14 protein-coding genes are annotated in these 15,714 nt (G+C 66.2%); 2 read left to right on the top strand and 12 right to left on the bottom strand.

Annotated elements, in window-relative coordinates:
* Positions 1–17: 17 nt before the first annotated feature.
* The 8 genes from ACS5NL_RS21180 to guaB form a co-directional block, all read right to left on the bottom strand.
* Entirely contained in the window at positions 18–878 is an 861-nt protein-coding gene (locus ACS5NL_RS21180; protein WP_439355946.1) for a DUF932 domain-containing protein, read from the bottom strand.
* 77 nt (positions 879–955) lie between these two features.
* The gene (locus tag ACS5NL_RS21175; protein WP_439355945.1) at positions 956–1,408 is read right to left on the bottom strand and encodes a single-stranded DNA-binding protein; all 453 of its coding nucleotides are present in this window, start codon (positions 1,406–1,408) and stop codon (positions 956–958) included.
* A 701-nt stretch (positions 1,409–2,109) separates the two neighbouring features.
* Positions 2,110–2,646, bottom strand: coding sequence for a JAB domain-containing protein (locus tag ACS5NL_RS21170; protein WP_439355944.1), 537 nt, complete (start codon positions 2,644–2,646; stop codon positions 2,110–2,112).
* Positions 2,647–3,030: 384 nt separating this feature from the next.
* Complete coding sequence (locus ACS5NL_RS21165) at positions 3,031–5,052, bottom strand: ParB/RepB/Spo0J family partition protein (RefSeq protein WP_439355943.1); 2,022 nt, start codon at positions 5,050–5,052, stop codon at positions 3,031–3,033.
* Between the two features lie 438 nt (positions 5,053–5,490).
* Complete coding sequence (locus ACS5NL_RS21160; protein ID WP_439355942.1) at positions 5,491–5,883, bottom strand: ATPase; 393 nt, start codon at positions 5,881–5,883, stop codon at positions 5,491–5,493.
* A 722-nt stretch (positions 5,884–6,605) separates the two neighbouring features.
* Positions 6,606–8,012: a tyrosine-type recombinase/integrase gene (locus ACS5NL_RS21155; protein ID WP_439355941.1), complete on the bottom strand. Its 1,407-nt coding sequence runs from the start codon at positions 8,010–8,012 to the stop codon at positions 6,606–6,608.
* Positions 8,013–8,238: 226 nt separating this feature from the next.
* A complete protein-coding gene (gene guaA / locus ACS5NL_RS21150) occupies positions 8,239–9,855 on the bottom strand; it encodes a glutamine-hydrolyzing GMP synthase (RefSeq protein ID WP_439355940.1) in 1,617 nt (538 codons plus the stop codon).
* A 71-nt stretch (positions 9,856–9,926) separates the two neighbouring features.
* On the bottom strand, positions 9,927–11,396 hold the full coding sequence (gene guaB / locus ACS5NL_RS21145; RefSeq protein WP_439355939.1) for an IMP dehydrogenase: 1,470 nt from the start codon (positions 11,394–11,396) through the stop codon (positions 9,927–9,929).
* A 172-nt stretch (positions 11,397–11,568) separates the two neighbouring features.
* Here guaB and ACS5NL_RS21140 point away from each other — a divergent pair, with 172 nt between their 5' ends.
* Positions 11,569–12,177 carry a DUF4124 domain-containing protein gene (locus tag ACS5NL_RS21140; protein ID WP_439355938.1) on the top strand — a complete coding sequence of 203 codons (609 nt, stop codon included), beginning with the start codon at positions 11,569–11,571 and terminating at the stop codon, positions 12,175–12,177.
* 25 nt (positions 12,178–12,202) lie between these two features.
* Here ACS5NL_RS21140 and ACS5NL_RS21135 read toward each other — a convergent pair whose 3' ends face one another.
* Positions 12,203–12,532, bottom strand: coding sequence for an RnfH family protein (locus tag ACS5NL_RS21135; RefSeq protein WP_439355981.1), 330 nt, complete (start codon positions 12,530–12,532; stop codon positions 12,203–12,205).
* Positions 12,532–12,975 (bottom strand): type II toxin-antitoxin system RatA family toxin, encoded by a 444-nt coding sequence (locus tag ACS5NL_RS21130; protein ID WP_439355937.1) that lies wholly within the window; start codon positions 12,973–12,975, stop codon positions 12,532–12,534. The genes ACS5NL_RS21135 and ACS5NL_RS21130 overlap by 1 nt, the downstream gene beginning before the upstream one ends.
* A gap of 49 nt (positions 12,976–13,024) precedes the next feature.
* On the opposite strand from ACS5NL_RS21130, the gene smpB reads away from it, so the two are divergent.
* The gene (smpB, locus tag ACS5NL_RS21125) at positions 13,025–13,516 is read left to right on the top strand and encodes an SsrA-binding protein SmpB (RefSeq protein ID WP_439355936.1); all 492 of its coding nucleotides are present in this window, start codon (positions 13,025–13,027) and stop codon (positions 13,514–13,516) included.
* A 25-nt stretch (positions 13,517–13,541) separates the two neighbouring features.
* On the opposite strand, the gene ACS5NL_RS21120 is transcribed toward smpB, so the two are convergent.
* Positions 13,542–14,642: an enoyl-CoA hydratase/isomerase family protein gene (locus ACS5NL_RS21120; protein ID WP_439355935.1), complete on the bottom strand. Its 1,101-nt coding sequence runs from the start codon at positions 14,640–14,642 to the stop codon at positions 13,542–13,544.
* A gap of 20 nt (positions 14,643–14,662) precedes the next feature.
* Positions 14,663–15,679 (bottom strand): DMT family transporter, encoded by a 1,017-nt coding sequence (locus tag ACS5NL_RS21115; protein ID WP_439355934.1) that lies wholly within the window; start codon positions 15,677–15,679, stop codon positions 14,663–14,665.
* Positions 15,680–15,714 lie beyond the last annotated feature (35 nt).

Here is a 15,714-nt window from a genome sequence, read left to right as displayed (position 1 = left end):
CGCTCATACCCTGTGGATCAGGCCTTGAGCTTGCGCATCTCTTCGGCCAGCACCCACAGCGCGCGGTTCAGGCTCACGCTGCGGTCGATGCTGGCCACCGGGCGGGTGTGCAGGCGTCGGCCCTTGGCGCCGCGCCCGGGCTGGCCACCGCGCAACGCGTTCTCCTGCACCCGCTGAAAAGTGGTCCACAGGCTGTTGCCGAAGTCTTCCGGACGGCGGGCTTCGATCAGCTGCTCGGCGGTCACCGGCGCCGGTGGTTCGCCCTCCCCTCGTTCACCGTAGCGCAGCGCCAGGGCGGCGGTGGCGAAGGCCTGCTGTTCCTCGCGCCGCAGCGGCAGGGCTTTCATGCTGTCGGTGGAGGCGTCCACCACCTCGAAGTCCTCCAGCACCCGGAACGCGCCTTCGATCACCTCGTCCTGAATGTTGCCCTTGTGCGGGATGCGGATGTCGTTGGTGACGTCGCCCACCACCAGACCATTGCAGCAGACAAACCTGAACACGCCCGCCAGCATCTGGTAACTGCTGGCGCCGTCGTGGCTGTTGATCAGGATGATCTCGTTGGCCTCGGGCCGGGTGTTGACCTGCCCGGCGTGGCGCATGCGGATCATGTGCTTGGTGAACTCGGTCTTGCCTTCGATGCGGCTCTTGCTCTGGGCCACCATGAAGGGCTCGAAGCCTTCCTGGCGCAAACCGCGCAGCACGTCGATGGTGGGGATGTAGGTGTAGCGCTCGGAACGGCTGCCGTGTTTGCCCTCGGCAAAGATGGACGGTGCGGCCCGGCGCATCTGGTCTTCGGCCAGCGGGGTTTCGCTGCGGATGACGAATGTGTTCTGACCAAAGCGGGCGGCCAGACGGGGGGAATGGGCGGTAGAGATCATGGTGATGCTCCTGGATCGAAGAATCGGGAAAGATGGAATGAGAGAAGCCGGGCGGCCGAACCGCCCGGTGTGCTGCGTCAGGCGTGTGCCGGTTGGCGTTCGCTGCGGGCCTTGCGGCTGCTGTTGGGTGCGATGGGGGCGGCTGCGGGTGGATCACCGGCACCTTCGCGCGCGCGGCGGGCCTCGCCTTCGGCTTTGCTGTCGAGGTAGTCGATTTCGTCCATGGTGAAGGCCAGCCCGTAGACCTCGACCCCGTCGTTGTCCTGGTAGTTGTTGTTGCGCACCCGCCCGACGATGTTCACGTGCGAGCCCTTGCCCAGGTACTCGGCGGCGTGTTCGGCCTGCTTGGCCCACAGCGTCCACTGGATCGCGGTGGCCTCTTCGGACCGCTCTTCGCCGCTGCCCCGACGGTTGTTGCTGATGGCGGTCAGCACCGCTTTGGCGACCTTGCCTTCTCGCCCGTTGACGAATTCGAGCTTGACGGCGGATGCCAGGTGCGCGTGGCGCTGGATGACTTGAACGTTGGCCATGGTGAAACTCCTTGCAAGAGCGACCAGCCGGACCCCGATCCGGGCTCCTCAAAACCGATCCTCTCGCTCGGACTCCCTCGCTCCCGCCCACGGGCGGGCGGGGGGTGGGCAAGGCCCCTTCCCTCGGGAAGGGGTGGGGGATGGGGAAACCTTGCAGCACGAAACAGTGAGCCAGTCACCCGGCCCACCGCTGAAAGATCCCCCCACAAGTCCCCCTCACCTGTGGATGGGGGCGCCGTGGGGGGATGACGGTGGGCCCATTGGCGCACGCGCTGCCACAGCCTCTTCGGGCGACCAGCACAGCGCAGGCGACCGAGCTACTTGAGCAGCGGCGGCTCTGCGGACGGCGTGACACCAAGCGCAGCGACTGGCGCGGCGTTCGAGCCGCTGCGATCACTTCAGGCGTTCGCTGTCTCCGGAATTCCCAGCGGCCCGGCTCCGGGCATGGCGGGTGACCGGGGGGACGATCTGGCGTGCGGGACGGGACCAGAGCGCAGCGGCGGGAGCGGACCGAACGTCAGTTCGTCCAGCGGGCTCGTTCACGCGCAGCGGGAAGGAAACCAGACCGCGATCCCCGGGCACGGGAAAGGGCCGCTGTCCCAAGTTCTGCCGGTGAACACCGGCCATGCTCCGCCCTCCCCTGTGCCCGCGCACAGCGCGCTGATCAACAACAAAAAACTTGGGGCCGAAGGCCCCAGGGGTTACACGAGGCCTTGCTCGGCCATTGAATTGACCGCGTCGCCCGCCACGATGAAGTGGTCGAGCACCCGCACATCGACCAAGGCCGCCGCCTGCTTGAGCGTCTGGGTCAGAACCTCGTCGGCACGCGATGGACGGGCAGCGCCGCTCGGATGGTTGTGCACCAGGACCAAAGAGCAGCTGTTGCGCAGGAGCGCATCGCGCACCACCTCGCGCGGGTACACAGATGTCTGGCTCACCGTGCCCCGGAACATCTCGACGTAATCCAGCACCCGGTTCTGCGCATCCAGATGCACCACGGCAAAGACCTCGTGTGGCAGGTTGCCCAGTCGGGCGCGAAGGAAGTCCTTCACCACAGTGGGTGAGTCCATCAAGTCGCTGCCGCGCACCTGAGCGGCCAGCAATTGCTGCGCCGCCAGCAGCACCTCGTCGGCCTCGGCCGGGCGGTACTGGCCCGCGACATCGCGCACCAGCAAAGCGGAAGCGGCAACCGAGAGTGCCTGGAAGGAATCGAGGGAAGAGAACAGATCGTGCTGCATGACCAACTCCGGTGATCGGGCGGGATTGCCCGAGACCGGAACCGGCACGCCGCAGCGCAGCGGTCACAGGTTCGAAGACGGCCGAGAGGCCGCCAGCGCCCAAAGGGCGCGCAGACCTTGACGGCGAGAACGGTGTGCAAGGATGAAGGGAACAGCAAGCCAGCCCCACCAAACCTGCAGGCGTGAGGAAGGCAAGCGCAGCGCGCAGGCCGGGACGGCCGGAGGCGTCAGCGATCGGCGCCCGACAGGGTCGAGACGCCTGGACACCTGTGGCCTGGTGGCTCGATGCGCAGCACCAGAGCGCGGTCCGGCTGTGCCGGAGACGCACAAAAAATCCCGGCCGAAGCCGGGATGAACTGGAGCGTTTCGGAACGTGTCGCTGTTTCAAGCGGCCTGATGATCTTCCGGCTCGTGCTCGTTCAGCGCTTCATCGGTCTGCACAGGCTCGGTCAGCATCTGCGGCAACCAACCCGAACCAGCGGCCAGCCGCTCGGCTTCGCTGGCGATCTGCGCCTTCTTGAGTTTCGCCAGCCGTTGCACCTCACCCGGCGCAAAGATCTGGACGGCCTCCAGCGCCTTCGCCTTCGATACGTGGTCGAAGTAGCCTGCCGCCGTGGGCGTCCACCAACTGTGCATGTCCAGCCCCACCGCCTTCGCCAGCAGCGCAGCCGGGGTTTCGTCTTCGCGCTGTGCGATGGCAGAAACCGTCAGCCCCACACACAGGGCCAACAGCGACAGCAGTTCTTCGTGCTCCATCGCCAGCAGTTCGGCAAAAAGGGCTTTCGGGTCTTCCGGCAATCGCGATATCCATGCCTCGCGCACGGCTCGCAGGCCCTGCGCAGCCGGTGCCTCCGCCACGTCTGGCGCATGTTGCTCCAGACGGTCCTGCGGCGTGGCGCTGATGTTGACCGGCGACACACCGTAGCCACCCAGAATCAATCGCAGTGCCAACTGGTGCACCAGCGCCACCAGAGCGATGCGGGGATGGCGGGCCACCTCGGCCTGCAGGGCGGCAGTGCGGTGCGCGCTCAAGCGCCGCACCAGCTTCTCGGACAGCTCTCCCCGGCTGGCTGGAGTTTCTGCTGAATCCCCCTCGCCTCCTACGTGTGCGTCCGGCGTTGGCCGCTCCTGCCCCCGCAGCGCCTTGACCTGTTCCTCGCGCAGCAGCCCACGATGCACCACCACGGCCCCCATGGGGTCCACCGACACCACCGCCCCGGCCATGGCGACGATGTCGGGATCGTAGACCACCAGGGTCTGTTCAATGGCGTCCAGTTGATCGTCCAGGCGATCCAGCTCTTCATGCAGGGCTTGTGCACCGTCATCGCTCAGGTCTTCGTCCTCGTCGTCGAGCTTGTCTTGAAGCCGCGCCTGCACCGCCTCCAGCTTCTCGATGCGTTTGGCCTCGGCCTTGGTGGGCTCCCGACGCGAGCGCCGCGCCCGCTGGAAGGTGTGCATTTCGGCTGAGGACACGCGCGGCGTGACTTCCACCCAGCCCCAGCCCTCGGCCCGCACCGATTCGGCCGCATCGGCCAGCCGGTCGCGGGCCAGCGTCTCCAGCAAACCGGCATCAGTGAGGAACACCCCTTTCTGCTCGTCCGCGAACAGGTCGCGCCGGATGCCACCACCCGCCGCTTCATAGGCATTCACGCCCACGAAGCGCGCCAGCGCATCGCGGCAGGCGTCCACCTCGTCGCGGGTCAGGTGGTCCCGCAGGGACTCCGGGTGGCGCTGCCACTGTGGCACCTCGTAGAACGCGGCTTCCTGCGCACCATGGTCGTCGGTGATCGCCAGGGCCATCAACTGCTCCAGCGAGACAGAGCCTTGCTGGTAGTCCGCCAGCAAGCGGGGCGAGACGTTCGCCAGCCGCAACCGTCGCTTGACCACCAGCGGAGTGACGCCGAAGTCGGCTGCGATGTCCTCCAGCGACCGGCCTTCGGCCACCAGCGACTTCCAAGCGAACAGTTCATCCACCGGGGTCATGGGCTCCCGCTGCACGTTCTCGCTCAGGCTCACGGTGCGGGCCGAGGTGTCGGGCACCAGCAGACAAGGCACCGGGTGGTCCTTCGCCAGTTTGTGGCGCTTGACCAGCAGCTTCAAGGCTGCCAGCCGCCGACGCCCGGCCACCACCTCGAACCACTGTCCATCGGGCGAAGTGATGACGGTCAGGTTCTGCAGCAAACCCACGCGGGCGATGGACGCGGCAAGTTCGGGAATGGCAGTGCCGCCGCTCTGGCGCACGTTGCGGCTGGAAGGCCGCAGCCGCGACAAGGGGATCAGGTGCAGCTCGTAGGGAGCCACTTCCGGCACGGTGACGGATTCACCGGAAATGCTCGAAGTGCCGAGGGCTGCCGCAGCAGCCACGGCGCTCAAGGCCAGAGTTTCGGATTGGGTAACGGTGTTCATGTGAAATCTCCTGTCCCACGCGGGGATCTTTTTCAAACAATGGAAGACATCGAAAAGGGATGGAAAGTCAGTCGGTGCTTTGCATGGGCGCTCTCCTTGGGTGTTGGGCTCCGCAGGGGCCGCGAAGCCCTTCGCGGCCATGGGCAGCAGCTGGGGCCGGCGCGGGTGCACCGTCAAGGGAGGAAGCGAAGGCGCTGGCGCGGCCCGCAGGCGCAGCCGAGGACACGGGCGCCGCAGCGGCCCTTGACGGGGGGAGCGCCCGCAAAGGCCAGGCAAGCCGGTGAAACCGGCGCGCAGGGGGTGCGAATCGCGCAGCACTGCCGGAGAGAAAGGGGTCGGCCCATTGGGTTGAGGGTCAACCCCAACAGCGCAGCACAGCAACAGAAAAGCGCCGCTCCCGCGATGTACGGGGCGGCGCCACAAGGCCTCAACGCAGCGTCAATCTGTCGCAGGCACCATCGCCTGCAGTTGTTCGATCACGCCAAGCTCGACAAAGGCACACGGCTGCTCGGCCGCGACCGGAACGTTGAACACCCGGGCGAAGGCATCCCGCTTCAAATGCGCCAGCCGCCCGGTACGGTACGCCTGATCAGGCTTCATCAGGCCCGAACCCGACGGCGTTACGCTGCGCTGCGGATCGCATTCGCCCAAGGCCACGAAGCCCTCCGAAAACAGGCGCTGGTGCTCGGGACACAGCCCCCAGCCCGTCGCCGTGTGGTGCTTCATGCTCGCGCGCAGGCGCCGGTCAAGCAAGATGTTGCCGGTATCAAAAGCAGTGCCGCACACCAGACAAAGCTGCTGCTCCAGCGAAACGTGTGATTTGTCGTCCATGACCAACTCCAGTGATCGGGCGGGATTGCCCGAGACCGGAACCGGTACGCCGCAGCGCAGCGGTCACAGGTTCGAAGACGGCCGAACGGCCGCCAGCGCCCACAGGGCGCGCAGACCTTGACGGCGAGAACGGTGTGCAAGGATGAAGGGATCAGCAAGCCAGCCCCACCACACCTGCAGGCGTGAAACAGGCAAGCGCAGCGCGCAGGCCGGGGGCATGCCATCGGCCGGAGACGTCAGGGATCGGAGCCGAATGGCCGCGCCCCACAGGGGCGCGGGGCGCAGCCCGCAGAGCCCGACGGCGGCACGCCGGGACGCTATATCAAAATCGGCACTCTTCAACTGCTGCACCAACAGCACCGAAGACAAGTCATCCAGACCCGTTTGCATACCCCATGACCACAGCCGCAAGAGCCGACATCACACCTTGGGCCTTCCGTGCCCGGTTCCGCCGGGGCGCGTTCGGCTGGAAAGGCACTCAGCTGGCCATCGGCCGCCTCAACGAAGCCTTGGCCGAGATCCGTGCCGTCGCTCGACACGACCCCGCCCGTGCGGCTGAAGGTGCCGTGCTGCTGCTGGAGAAGCTCTCCCCTGCCCTGTGCCAGATCGACAGTTCGTCGGGCGCCCCGGATCAGCCATGCGCCCGTGAGCGCCCCCGTGCGCGAGACTTCGTACCGAGTTACGCCACCTCCCCGAGGCGCTGCACCGGGTCTTCCTTCGGCCTACAAGTTCATGCCTTCTGCGTCGTGTGCCGCCGCATCGATCTTCGCCTTCCCCCCGACAATGACCTCTCTCGCGGTTTCCCCGCGTATCCAGCAGTCCACCATGTCCGCCCATACCTGCATCAGGACTCGCCGAGGCCCGGACAATCGAGCATGGTTGTAGGCAGCCGCGATCTGGTCTTTTTTCTGGTGGGCCAGGCAGGCTTCCACCAGTGCCTCCGGGAAGAGCGCGTCGTTGAGGCGTGACGAGAACGTTCGGCGCAGGTCGTGCACGGAGACCGGCAGAAACAGCTCTTGAGTGGGTGCTCGATCCTTGTTGATCCGGTGCACCGAAGCGGCGATCGTCCGGTTCAGCGTGGCCTGGCTGATCGGCTCGGCGGAGTCATAGCGGCTCGGATGGAGAAAGCTGCTCGACGGGAAACAGGTTCGAAGCGTCGTCAGGATGTCCAGGGCCTGCTCTGCCAGGTACACCGTGTGCGGCTTGCCTGCCTTCATCCTCTCCGCTGGGATCAGCCACTGTGCCCGCTCCCAGTCCACTTCCGCCCAAGTAGCCCCGATGAACTCACCTTTGCGCACACCCGTCAGCAGCAAGAACCTTACCGCCAGCCGAAGTGTCGGCGCGGTGCCGGTCATCTCCAGACCGTCGAGCAATGTCTTGATTTCATAGCGGTTCAGGTTGCGCTCGCGCGGGACAAACGTCGCGTAGGCCTTCCGAGCAAGCGCTTCCGCCGGATTGGCGATTTCGACGCCTTTGCCACTGGCAAACCGGTAGACCTGCAGCACCAGTTCCCTGGCGTGCACCGCCGGACCTGGGCCTCGCTCCTTCTTGACGCGGTCGAGCAACTCACCCAGCGCAACCGGCTTGATTTCATCGAGGTTCAGCTTCCCGAACGGGCTGGCCAGGATGCGGTCGTAGATCGAACGCCGCAAAGCCAGGGTGCTGTCGGCCAGGCGCTCGGCGCCACTCTTGGCGTCGGACTTGAATTCAAAGTACCGGGTCGTCCACCGCCCGAAGCTCATGGCGTCGGCGACTTCGCTGCGCTGCTCAACCTTGGCCCGTGCGGGTGATCGTCCGGAACTCACATCAACACGCGCCCGAGCCAGCAGGAGGCGCGCTTCCTCCAGCGTCACATCCATGCCGTAGGCCAGGTGAGATCGCTGGGCCTGGCGGGCAACCGGTTCATGGCGCCCGATGGTCAGTGTCTCGCGGCGGCCGCTCAATCGATAGTCGTAGCGGAAGGATCTGCTGCCACTGGGCGAGACGACGACGTACAGACCGTTGCCTCCGTCGCTGACCTTGTAGGCACGCTCACCCGGCAGCAGTTCTCGCAGTTTGGCTTCCGTCAATCCGTGGCGTGTTCTCGCGCTCACCACTCCGACCCGCGCCCGTTCCATCAAGGTTTCCATGAGATCTCCGATCCGTTGCTTGTCGCAGGACCGAAATACCGTCATGGGGTCTGACGGTATCGCTGCAGGCCTGCCAGCTTAGGTGGTCGGATACCGTCAGGTCAACCGTCAGAACGCCTGGGACGCACTGGGATTCGATGGGACGCCTTGGGACGCTAAGTCCTTGTCCCCACAGAAAAATCGGGTTTTCCTGGGATGTTCCGAAACACCTTGGGACGATCTTGACTCATTCCCACTCGATCGTCGCCGGGGGCTTGGAGCTCACGTCGTAGGTCACGCGGTTGATGCCGCGCACCTCGTTGATGATGCGGCTGCTGACCTTCTTGAGCAGCGCGTACGGCAACTCGGCCCAATCGGCGGTCATGAAGTCGCTGGTCTGCACCGCGCGCAGGGCCACCACGTAGTCGTAGGTGCGGCCATCGCCCATCACACCCACGCTCTTGACCGGCAGGAAGACCGTGAAGGCCTGGCTGGTCAGGTCGTACCAGGTCTTGCCCGAGATCGGCTCGATGGTCGAGCGCAGCTCTTCGATGAAGATCGCGTCGGCCCGGCGCAGCAGGTCGGCGTAGTCTTTCTTGACCTCGCCCAGGATGCGGACGCCCAGGCCCGGGCCCGGGAACGGGTGGCGGTAGACCATGTCGTGCGGCAGGCCCAGGGCCACGCCCAGTTCGCGCACCTCGTCCTTGAACAGGTCGCGCAGCGGTTCCAGCAGCTTGAGACCCAGCTGTTCCGGCAGGCCGCCGACGTTGTGGTGGCTCTTGATGGTGACGGCCTTCTTGCTCTTGGCGCCACCGGATTCGATCACGTCCGGGTAAATTGTCCCTTGTGCCAACCACTTGGCACCTTTTGTAGATGCACCACTTGAAGTGAGTTTGGCGGCCTCGGCCTTGAAGACTTCGACGAACTCGCGGCCGATGATCTTGCGTTTGGCTTCCGGATCGCTCACGCCGGCCAGGTGGCCGAGGAACTGGTCGGCCGCGTCGACGCGGATGACTTTGGCGTGCAGCTTGCCGACGAACATGTCCATCACCATGTCGCCCTCGTTCAGGCGCAGCAGGCCGTGGTCGACGAACACGCAGGTCAGCTGGTCGCCGATGGCGCGGTGGATCAGGGCGGCCGCCACGGAGGAGTCGACCCCCCCGGACAGGCCGAGGATCACTTCCTCGTCGCCCACCTGCTCGCGGATCTTCTGCACCGCTTCTTCAATGTGGTCGCGCATCACCCAGTCGGGGCGCGTGCCGCAGATCTCCAGTACGAAGCGCTCCAGCAGCGCCCTGCCCTGCACGGTGTGCGTCACCTCGGGGTGGAACTGCACGGCGTAATAGCCGCGCGACTCGTCGGCCATGCCGGCGATGGGGCAGCTGTCGGTGCTGGCCATGAGCTTGAAGCCGGGCGGCATTTCGGTGACCTTGTCGCCATGGCTCATCCAGACCTTGAGCATGCCGTGGCCTTCCGGGGTGTGGAAGTCGGCGATGTCCTTGAGCAGGGGCGTGTGGCCACGGGCGCGCACTTCGGCGTAACCGAACTCGCGCGTCTTGCCGGCCTCGACCTTGCCACCCAGTTGCTGCGCCATGGTCTGCATGCCGTAGCAGATGCCCAGCACCGGCAGTCCCAGCTCGAACACCGCGTCGGGCGCTTTGTCGTCCACCTCGTAGACGCTGGCGTGGCTGCCCGAGAGGATCACGCCCTTGAGCTGGCCGTCGGCAGCGAACTCACGCACCCACTCACTGCTGACGTCGCAGGGATGCACTTCGCAGTACACGTGGGCTTCGCGCACACGGCGGGCGATGAGCTGGGTGACCTGGGAGCCGAAATCGAGGATGAGGATTTTCTGGTGCTGCATGGCGGTGTGGGGCAGAGCGTCAGGAAAAAGAAAAAGGCCGTCGCGCTGGACGGCCTGATGGGTGAGCCTGTTTACTCGGCTCGGTAGTTCGGTGCTTCTTTGGTGATCTGCACGTCGTGCACGTGGCTCTCGCGGATGCCGGCCGAGGTGATCTCGACGAACTCCGCCTTGGCGCGCATGTGTTCGATGGTCGGGCAGCCGCAGTAGCCCATGGAGGCGCGGATGCCGCCGGCCATCTGGAAGATGATCGACACGACCGAGCCCTTGTACGGTACGCGGCCTTCGATGCCTTCGGGCACCAGCTTGTCGGCGTTCGGGTTGCCGGTGCTGCTTTCCTGGAAGTAGCGGTCGGCGCTGCCCTGCTGCATGGCGCCGATGGAACCCATGCCACGGTAGCTCTTGTAGCTGCGGCCCTGGTACAGCACGATTTCGCCCGGTGCCTCTTCGGTGCCGGCGAACATGCCGCCCATCATCACGGTGTTGGCGCCGGCCGCGATGGCCTTGGCTATGTCGCCGCTGTAGCGGATGCCGCCGTCGGCGATCATGGGCACGCCGGTGGTCTGCAGCGCGGTGGCCACGTTGTCGATCGCCATGATCTGCGGCACGCCCACACCGGCCACGATGCGGGTGGTGCAGATGGAGCCGGGGCCGATGCCGACCTTGACGCCGTCGGCGCCGGCTTCCACCAGCGCCAGCGCGGCGCTGCCGGTGGCGATGTTGCCGCCGATCACGTCGACCTGCGGGTAGTTCTGCTTGACCCAGCGCACGCGGTCGATCACGCCCTTGCTGTGGCCGTGCGCCGTGTCCACCACGATGGCGTCCACGCCGGCTTTCACCAGCGCTTCCACGCGTTCTTCGGTGCCTTCACCCACACCCACCGCCGCGCCCACGCGCAGACGGCCCGCCGCGTCGCGCGCGGCGTTGGGGAAGTTCAGCTGCTTGGTGATGTCCTTGACCGTGATCAGGCCCTTGAGCTCGAAGGCGTCGTTGACCAGCAGCAGGCGTTCGAGCTTGTGCTTGTTCAGCAGGGTCTTGGCCTCGGCCGGGGTGGTGCCGTCGGGCATGGTGATCAGGCGCTCGCGCGGCGTCATGATCTCGCTGACCGGCAGGTCGTAGCGGGTTTCAAAACGCAGGTCGCGACCGGTGACGATGCCGACCACCTTGCCGGCGTCCACCACCGGGAAGCCGGACACACCCAGCTCATCGGACAGCTTCATGACCTGGCGAACGGTGGTGGCGGGGCTGATGACCACCGGATCGCGCAGCACGCCGGACTCGTAGCGCTTGACCTTGGCCACGTGGGCGGCCTGTTCCTGCGCCGAGAGGTTTTTGTGGATGATGCCGATGCCACCCTCCTGGGCGATGGCAATCGCCAGCCGGGCTTCGGTCACCGTGTCCATCGCAGCCGAGACCAAAGGCAGGTTCAGCTGGATGTTGCGGGAGAACTGGGTGGCGAGGGAGGTGTCCTTGGGCAGGACCTGGGAGTACGCTGGGACGAGCAGAACGTCGTCAAAGGTGAGCGCTTTGCCGAGGAGGCGCATGGGGTAAAGCTCCAAAAACACGATTGTACCCGGGCAGCTAGGTGGCTTGAGGAGACACCAAAGCCCTTGTCTGTGACCGTCCAACACCGTTTCGCCGCCAAATGTGCCACTTCGTCACCCCGCGGGGTTGGGCTGTGGCAGTGGCCAGTAGCACCGGGTTAAACTGGACCGCATGTCTAGCCGTCACACACCCTCCTCCTTCTGGCGTGCCCTCGCGTTTGCTGCCTGTGCCACCTTGGCCAGTGGCACGGCCATGGCGCAATGGCTCTGGATCGACAGCTCCGGCAACAAGGTCTTCAGCGACACCGCGCCGCCACCCGGCACGCCGGAAAAGAACATCCTGCGCAAGCCCGGCAACCGGGCCGAACCCAAACTGAGCGACCCGGCGGCCGCTCCCGCTCCCGTTGGTGCTGCTGCAGCGGGCACCAGCCCGGCACCGGCCACCGCACCGAAGGTCAGCGGCAAGGACGATCAGCTCGAAGCCAAGAAGAAGCTCGCTGAAAAGCAGGCCGAAGAAGCTGCCCAGGCCAAGAAAAAGGCGGAGGCAGAGCAGTACGCCAAGGCGCGAGCCGACAACTGCGAGCGTGCAAAGCGGGCCAAGGCCACACTGGATGCGGGAACCAGGCTGTCCAGCACCAACGCCAAGGGCGAGCGCGAGATTCTGGACGACAAGGCCAGGGCCGCCGAGGCCAAGCGTGCCGAAGACGTTGTGCGCTCTGACTGTGGCCCGATGCCTGCGGCTGCACCCGCTTCGCCAGGTACCGCACAGGCCAAGCCCTGACAGGGATGGCTGGCCGCGGGACGGCTCAGTAGCCCGCCTTGGAGTTGGGTCGCCTCTTCGAGAACAGGCCTGCGCCGCGGGCGCCCTGCCCCACGAACCGTTCCCGGCGCGCAACCTTGGGATCGACCCGCAGCGCTCGGTAGATCTCCAGCCGGTCACCGTCCCGGAGCACCGCATCGGCGGTCGTCTTGCGGCCCCAGACGCCGGCGCCCAGGCGCCCGTCGGCCAGACCCTGGAGTTGCACGTCCCATCCGGCCTGCTCCAGTGCGGCCCTGACGGGAGTGCCCTCCGGCAATTCCAGTTCCAGTTCCCATACCTCACGCGGCGCCGGGGCATGGACCAGGACGACGCGCATCATGTGCCGTAGACCTGATCGGCGCGTTTGACGAAGGCATCCACCAGGCTGGCCGCGATGCGGTCGAACACCGGTCCGACCAGGGTGGCCAGCGTCTGGCTGGAGAAACCGTAGGTCAGCTTGAACTCCACCTTGCAGGCGCGCTGGCTGCCATCGCCCAGCGGCGTGAAGTCCCAGGCGCCTTGCAGATGGGAAAACGGGCCGTCGACCAGTTCCATCAGCACCTGGCGGTCGTCGACGTGCCGGTTGCGGGTCGTGAAGTTCTGCTTGATGCCACTGATGGCCATGTCCACGCGGGCGACCATGCCGTGCTCGTCGCGCTCGATCACTTCGCTGTGGTCGCACCACGGCAGGAACTGCGGATAGTGCTGGACATCGGTCACCAGCGCGAACATTTCGTGTGCGCTGTGCCAGAGCAGGACGGACTTCTGAATCGTTTTCATACAATCAGCGCCCATTGTATGGGCCACCTCTGGCCCCACCTTCCACTTCATGTCCACCAAACCCAGCAAAGCCGCCGCCAAAAGCACGGACAGTCGCATCGCCGAAAACCGCAAGGCACTGTTCAACTACGCCATCGAAGAGCGCTTCGAGGCGGGCATGGTGCTGCAGGGCTGGGAGGTGAAAGCGCTGCGCGAAGGCAAGGTGCAACTCACCGACGGCTATGTGGTCATTCGCGAAGGCGAGCTGTACCTGATCGGTTGCCAGATCAATCCGCTCAACACGGCCTCCACCCACGTCAGTCCCGACTCGGTGCGCACCAAGAAGCTGCTGCTGCACAAGGACCAGATCCGGCGCCTGGTCGGCAAGGTCGAGCAGAAGGGCCACACGCTGGTGCCACTGAACCTTCACTGGAAGAGCGGCAAGGTCAAGTGCGAGATCGCGCTGGGCAAGGGCAAGGCCGAGCACGACAAGCGCGACACGATCAAGGACCGCGAAGGCAAGCGCGAGGTCGAGCGCGCCATGAAGCAGCACTCGCGCTGAGCACGGACCGGCGGAGCCCGGGGCGTCAGCCCAGCGTGCGCAGCGGGTGTGCGGCGGCGGGCCAGGGACTGTCGAAGAACGCGGAGACCGATGCCGGCGTGACGTCTTCGATGCGCGCCGGGTTCCAGCGCGGCGCATGGTCCTTGTCGACCGCCAGTGCACGGATGCCTTCGACCGTTTCGCTCGCGGTCCCTGGGCGCAGATGGAAACAGCGGCGCACCAGGTCGCGCTCCATGCGCAGCTCCTCGGCCAGCCCCATGCCGCGGGCGCGGCGCACCTGCTCCAGCACCACGTGCAGCATCAGCGGCGAACGCTTGCGCAGCAGGGCCGCGGTGCCGGACGCCCAGGCACCCTCCCCGGCCTCCAGCGCCTTCACGATCTCGCCCACGCTCTCCAGCGAAAACACGCGGTCGATGTCAACCTGCGGGAAGCTGGCCTTCAGCGGCGCCTTGTGGACGTGGTTCAGGCACCAGCGTTCCACGGCCTCGCCGTTTTCATACGGTGTCTGGCCCAGGCTGTCCCACAGGCCGGTCAGCCGGCCGCTGTCCATCAGCGCATCGGCCAGGCCCGCCGACAGGGCTTCGTTGCCACCGAGCACCAGGCCGGTCAGCGCCAGGTACTCGCCCAGGCGGCCGGTGCAGCGGCTGAGGAAGTAGCCGCCACCCACGTCGGGAAACAGGCCGATGCCGGTCTCGGGCATCGCGATCTTGCTGCGTTCGGTGACGATGCGCAGGCTGGCGCCCTGGCTGATGCCCATGCCACCGCCCATGCAGATGCCGTCCATGAACGCGATGTAGGGCTTCGGGTAGGTGTGGATCAGGTGGTTGAGCGCGTATTCCTCGGTGAAGAAATCTTCAAGCTCGGGATTGCCGGACAGCGCGGCCTGGTGAAAGAAGCGGATGTCGCCGCCGGCGCAAAAGGCGCCGAACGGGCCCTCCTTGCCGGAGCCCCGCACCACGACGGCAAACACCTGCGGATCATCGCGCCAGGCCAGCAGCGCCGCCGTGATGTCGCGGATCATGCCCAGCGACAAGGCATTCAGCACCTTGGGTCGGTGGAGGGTGATGCAGCCGACGCGCCCACGGACTTCGGCGATAACGTGGGATTCAGGGGTGTCGTGGCTCATCTTCCGTTCTCCTCGGTGTGTCAGTGTGGCGTGGCGCCGCTTTCATCCGGAGCAGGAGGTGGTGCGGCAGCGGCACGGCTGCGCCAGGCCAGCACCTCGTTGGTCAATAGCGCCCCGATGACCACGCTGCCCCCCAGTATGACCTCACGGCCCGGGGTTTCGTTGGCCCAGAGCCAAGCCCAGACAATGCCGAAGATCACTTCCAGCAGCGCCAGCAGCGACACTTCGGGCGCCTTGAGCGAGCGTGCGCAGACCACCGCCAGCGCGCAGGGGATCGCCAGCTGGACCAGGCCCAGCAGGGCCAGCCAGGCGATGTCGCCGGCCGTGGCGGCAAACGGCATGGCCATCGGCAACGTGGCAAAGGCCGAGATCAGCGCGCCCACCAGCACCGAAGGCACCAGATCGATGGACTCGCCGTGCTGCTGGCTGCGTTGCACCACGGTCCAGTTGACCGCGCCGGCCAGGGGCACACACAGCGAAGCCAGCGAACCCAGCACCAGACCGGATGCGTTGGCGGCCGGATCGGTGAAGGCGGTCCACATCTGGCTGCCGTACATGTAGACGATGCCGGCGCCGGCCACCACGATGGCGGCCCAGGTGCGCAATGGCAGGCGCTGACCGATGAACACGCGCGCCACCAGTGCAGTGAACAGCGGGCCGGCCGCCATGATCACCAGCACATTGGCCACACTGGTGAAGGTCAGTGCCAGCATGAAGGCGGTGAACATGGCGCTCCAGCAGGCGCCCGAGATCCAGAAGGCCTTCGATCGCGGCAGCAGGCCCCAGTGGTGCTCCAGCACACCCTCGCCGGCCTGGGCGCTGGTCAGGCCAGCCTTCCGGTCGGCCGCGCGCCACAGCGGGAGGATCACCAGCAGCGACAAGGCGGTGAAGGCGCTGCGCCAGAAGGTCACTTCGAACCGCGCGGCGGCTTCAAGCTGGCGCGAGACCACCCCGGCGATGGACCACATCAGGGTCACCGCGACCATGAGGAATACCGCCTGGGTGTGACTCAGGCGGCTGAGCAGCTGAAACGGCATGGCGTGTCGGGACGGAGAGCGGTGGCGGCGTTTCG

The sequence above is a fragment of the Hydrogenophaga sedimenti genome, assembly GCF_051857515.1.
Lineage (GTDB): Bacteria > Pseudomonadota > Gammaproteobacteria > Burkholderiales > Burkholderiaceae_C > Hydrogenophaga.
Note: the sequence above shows the minus strand (reverse complement) of the source record. Positions and strands in the feature narration are given on the sequence as shown.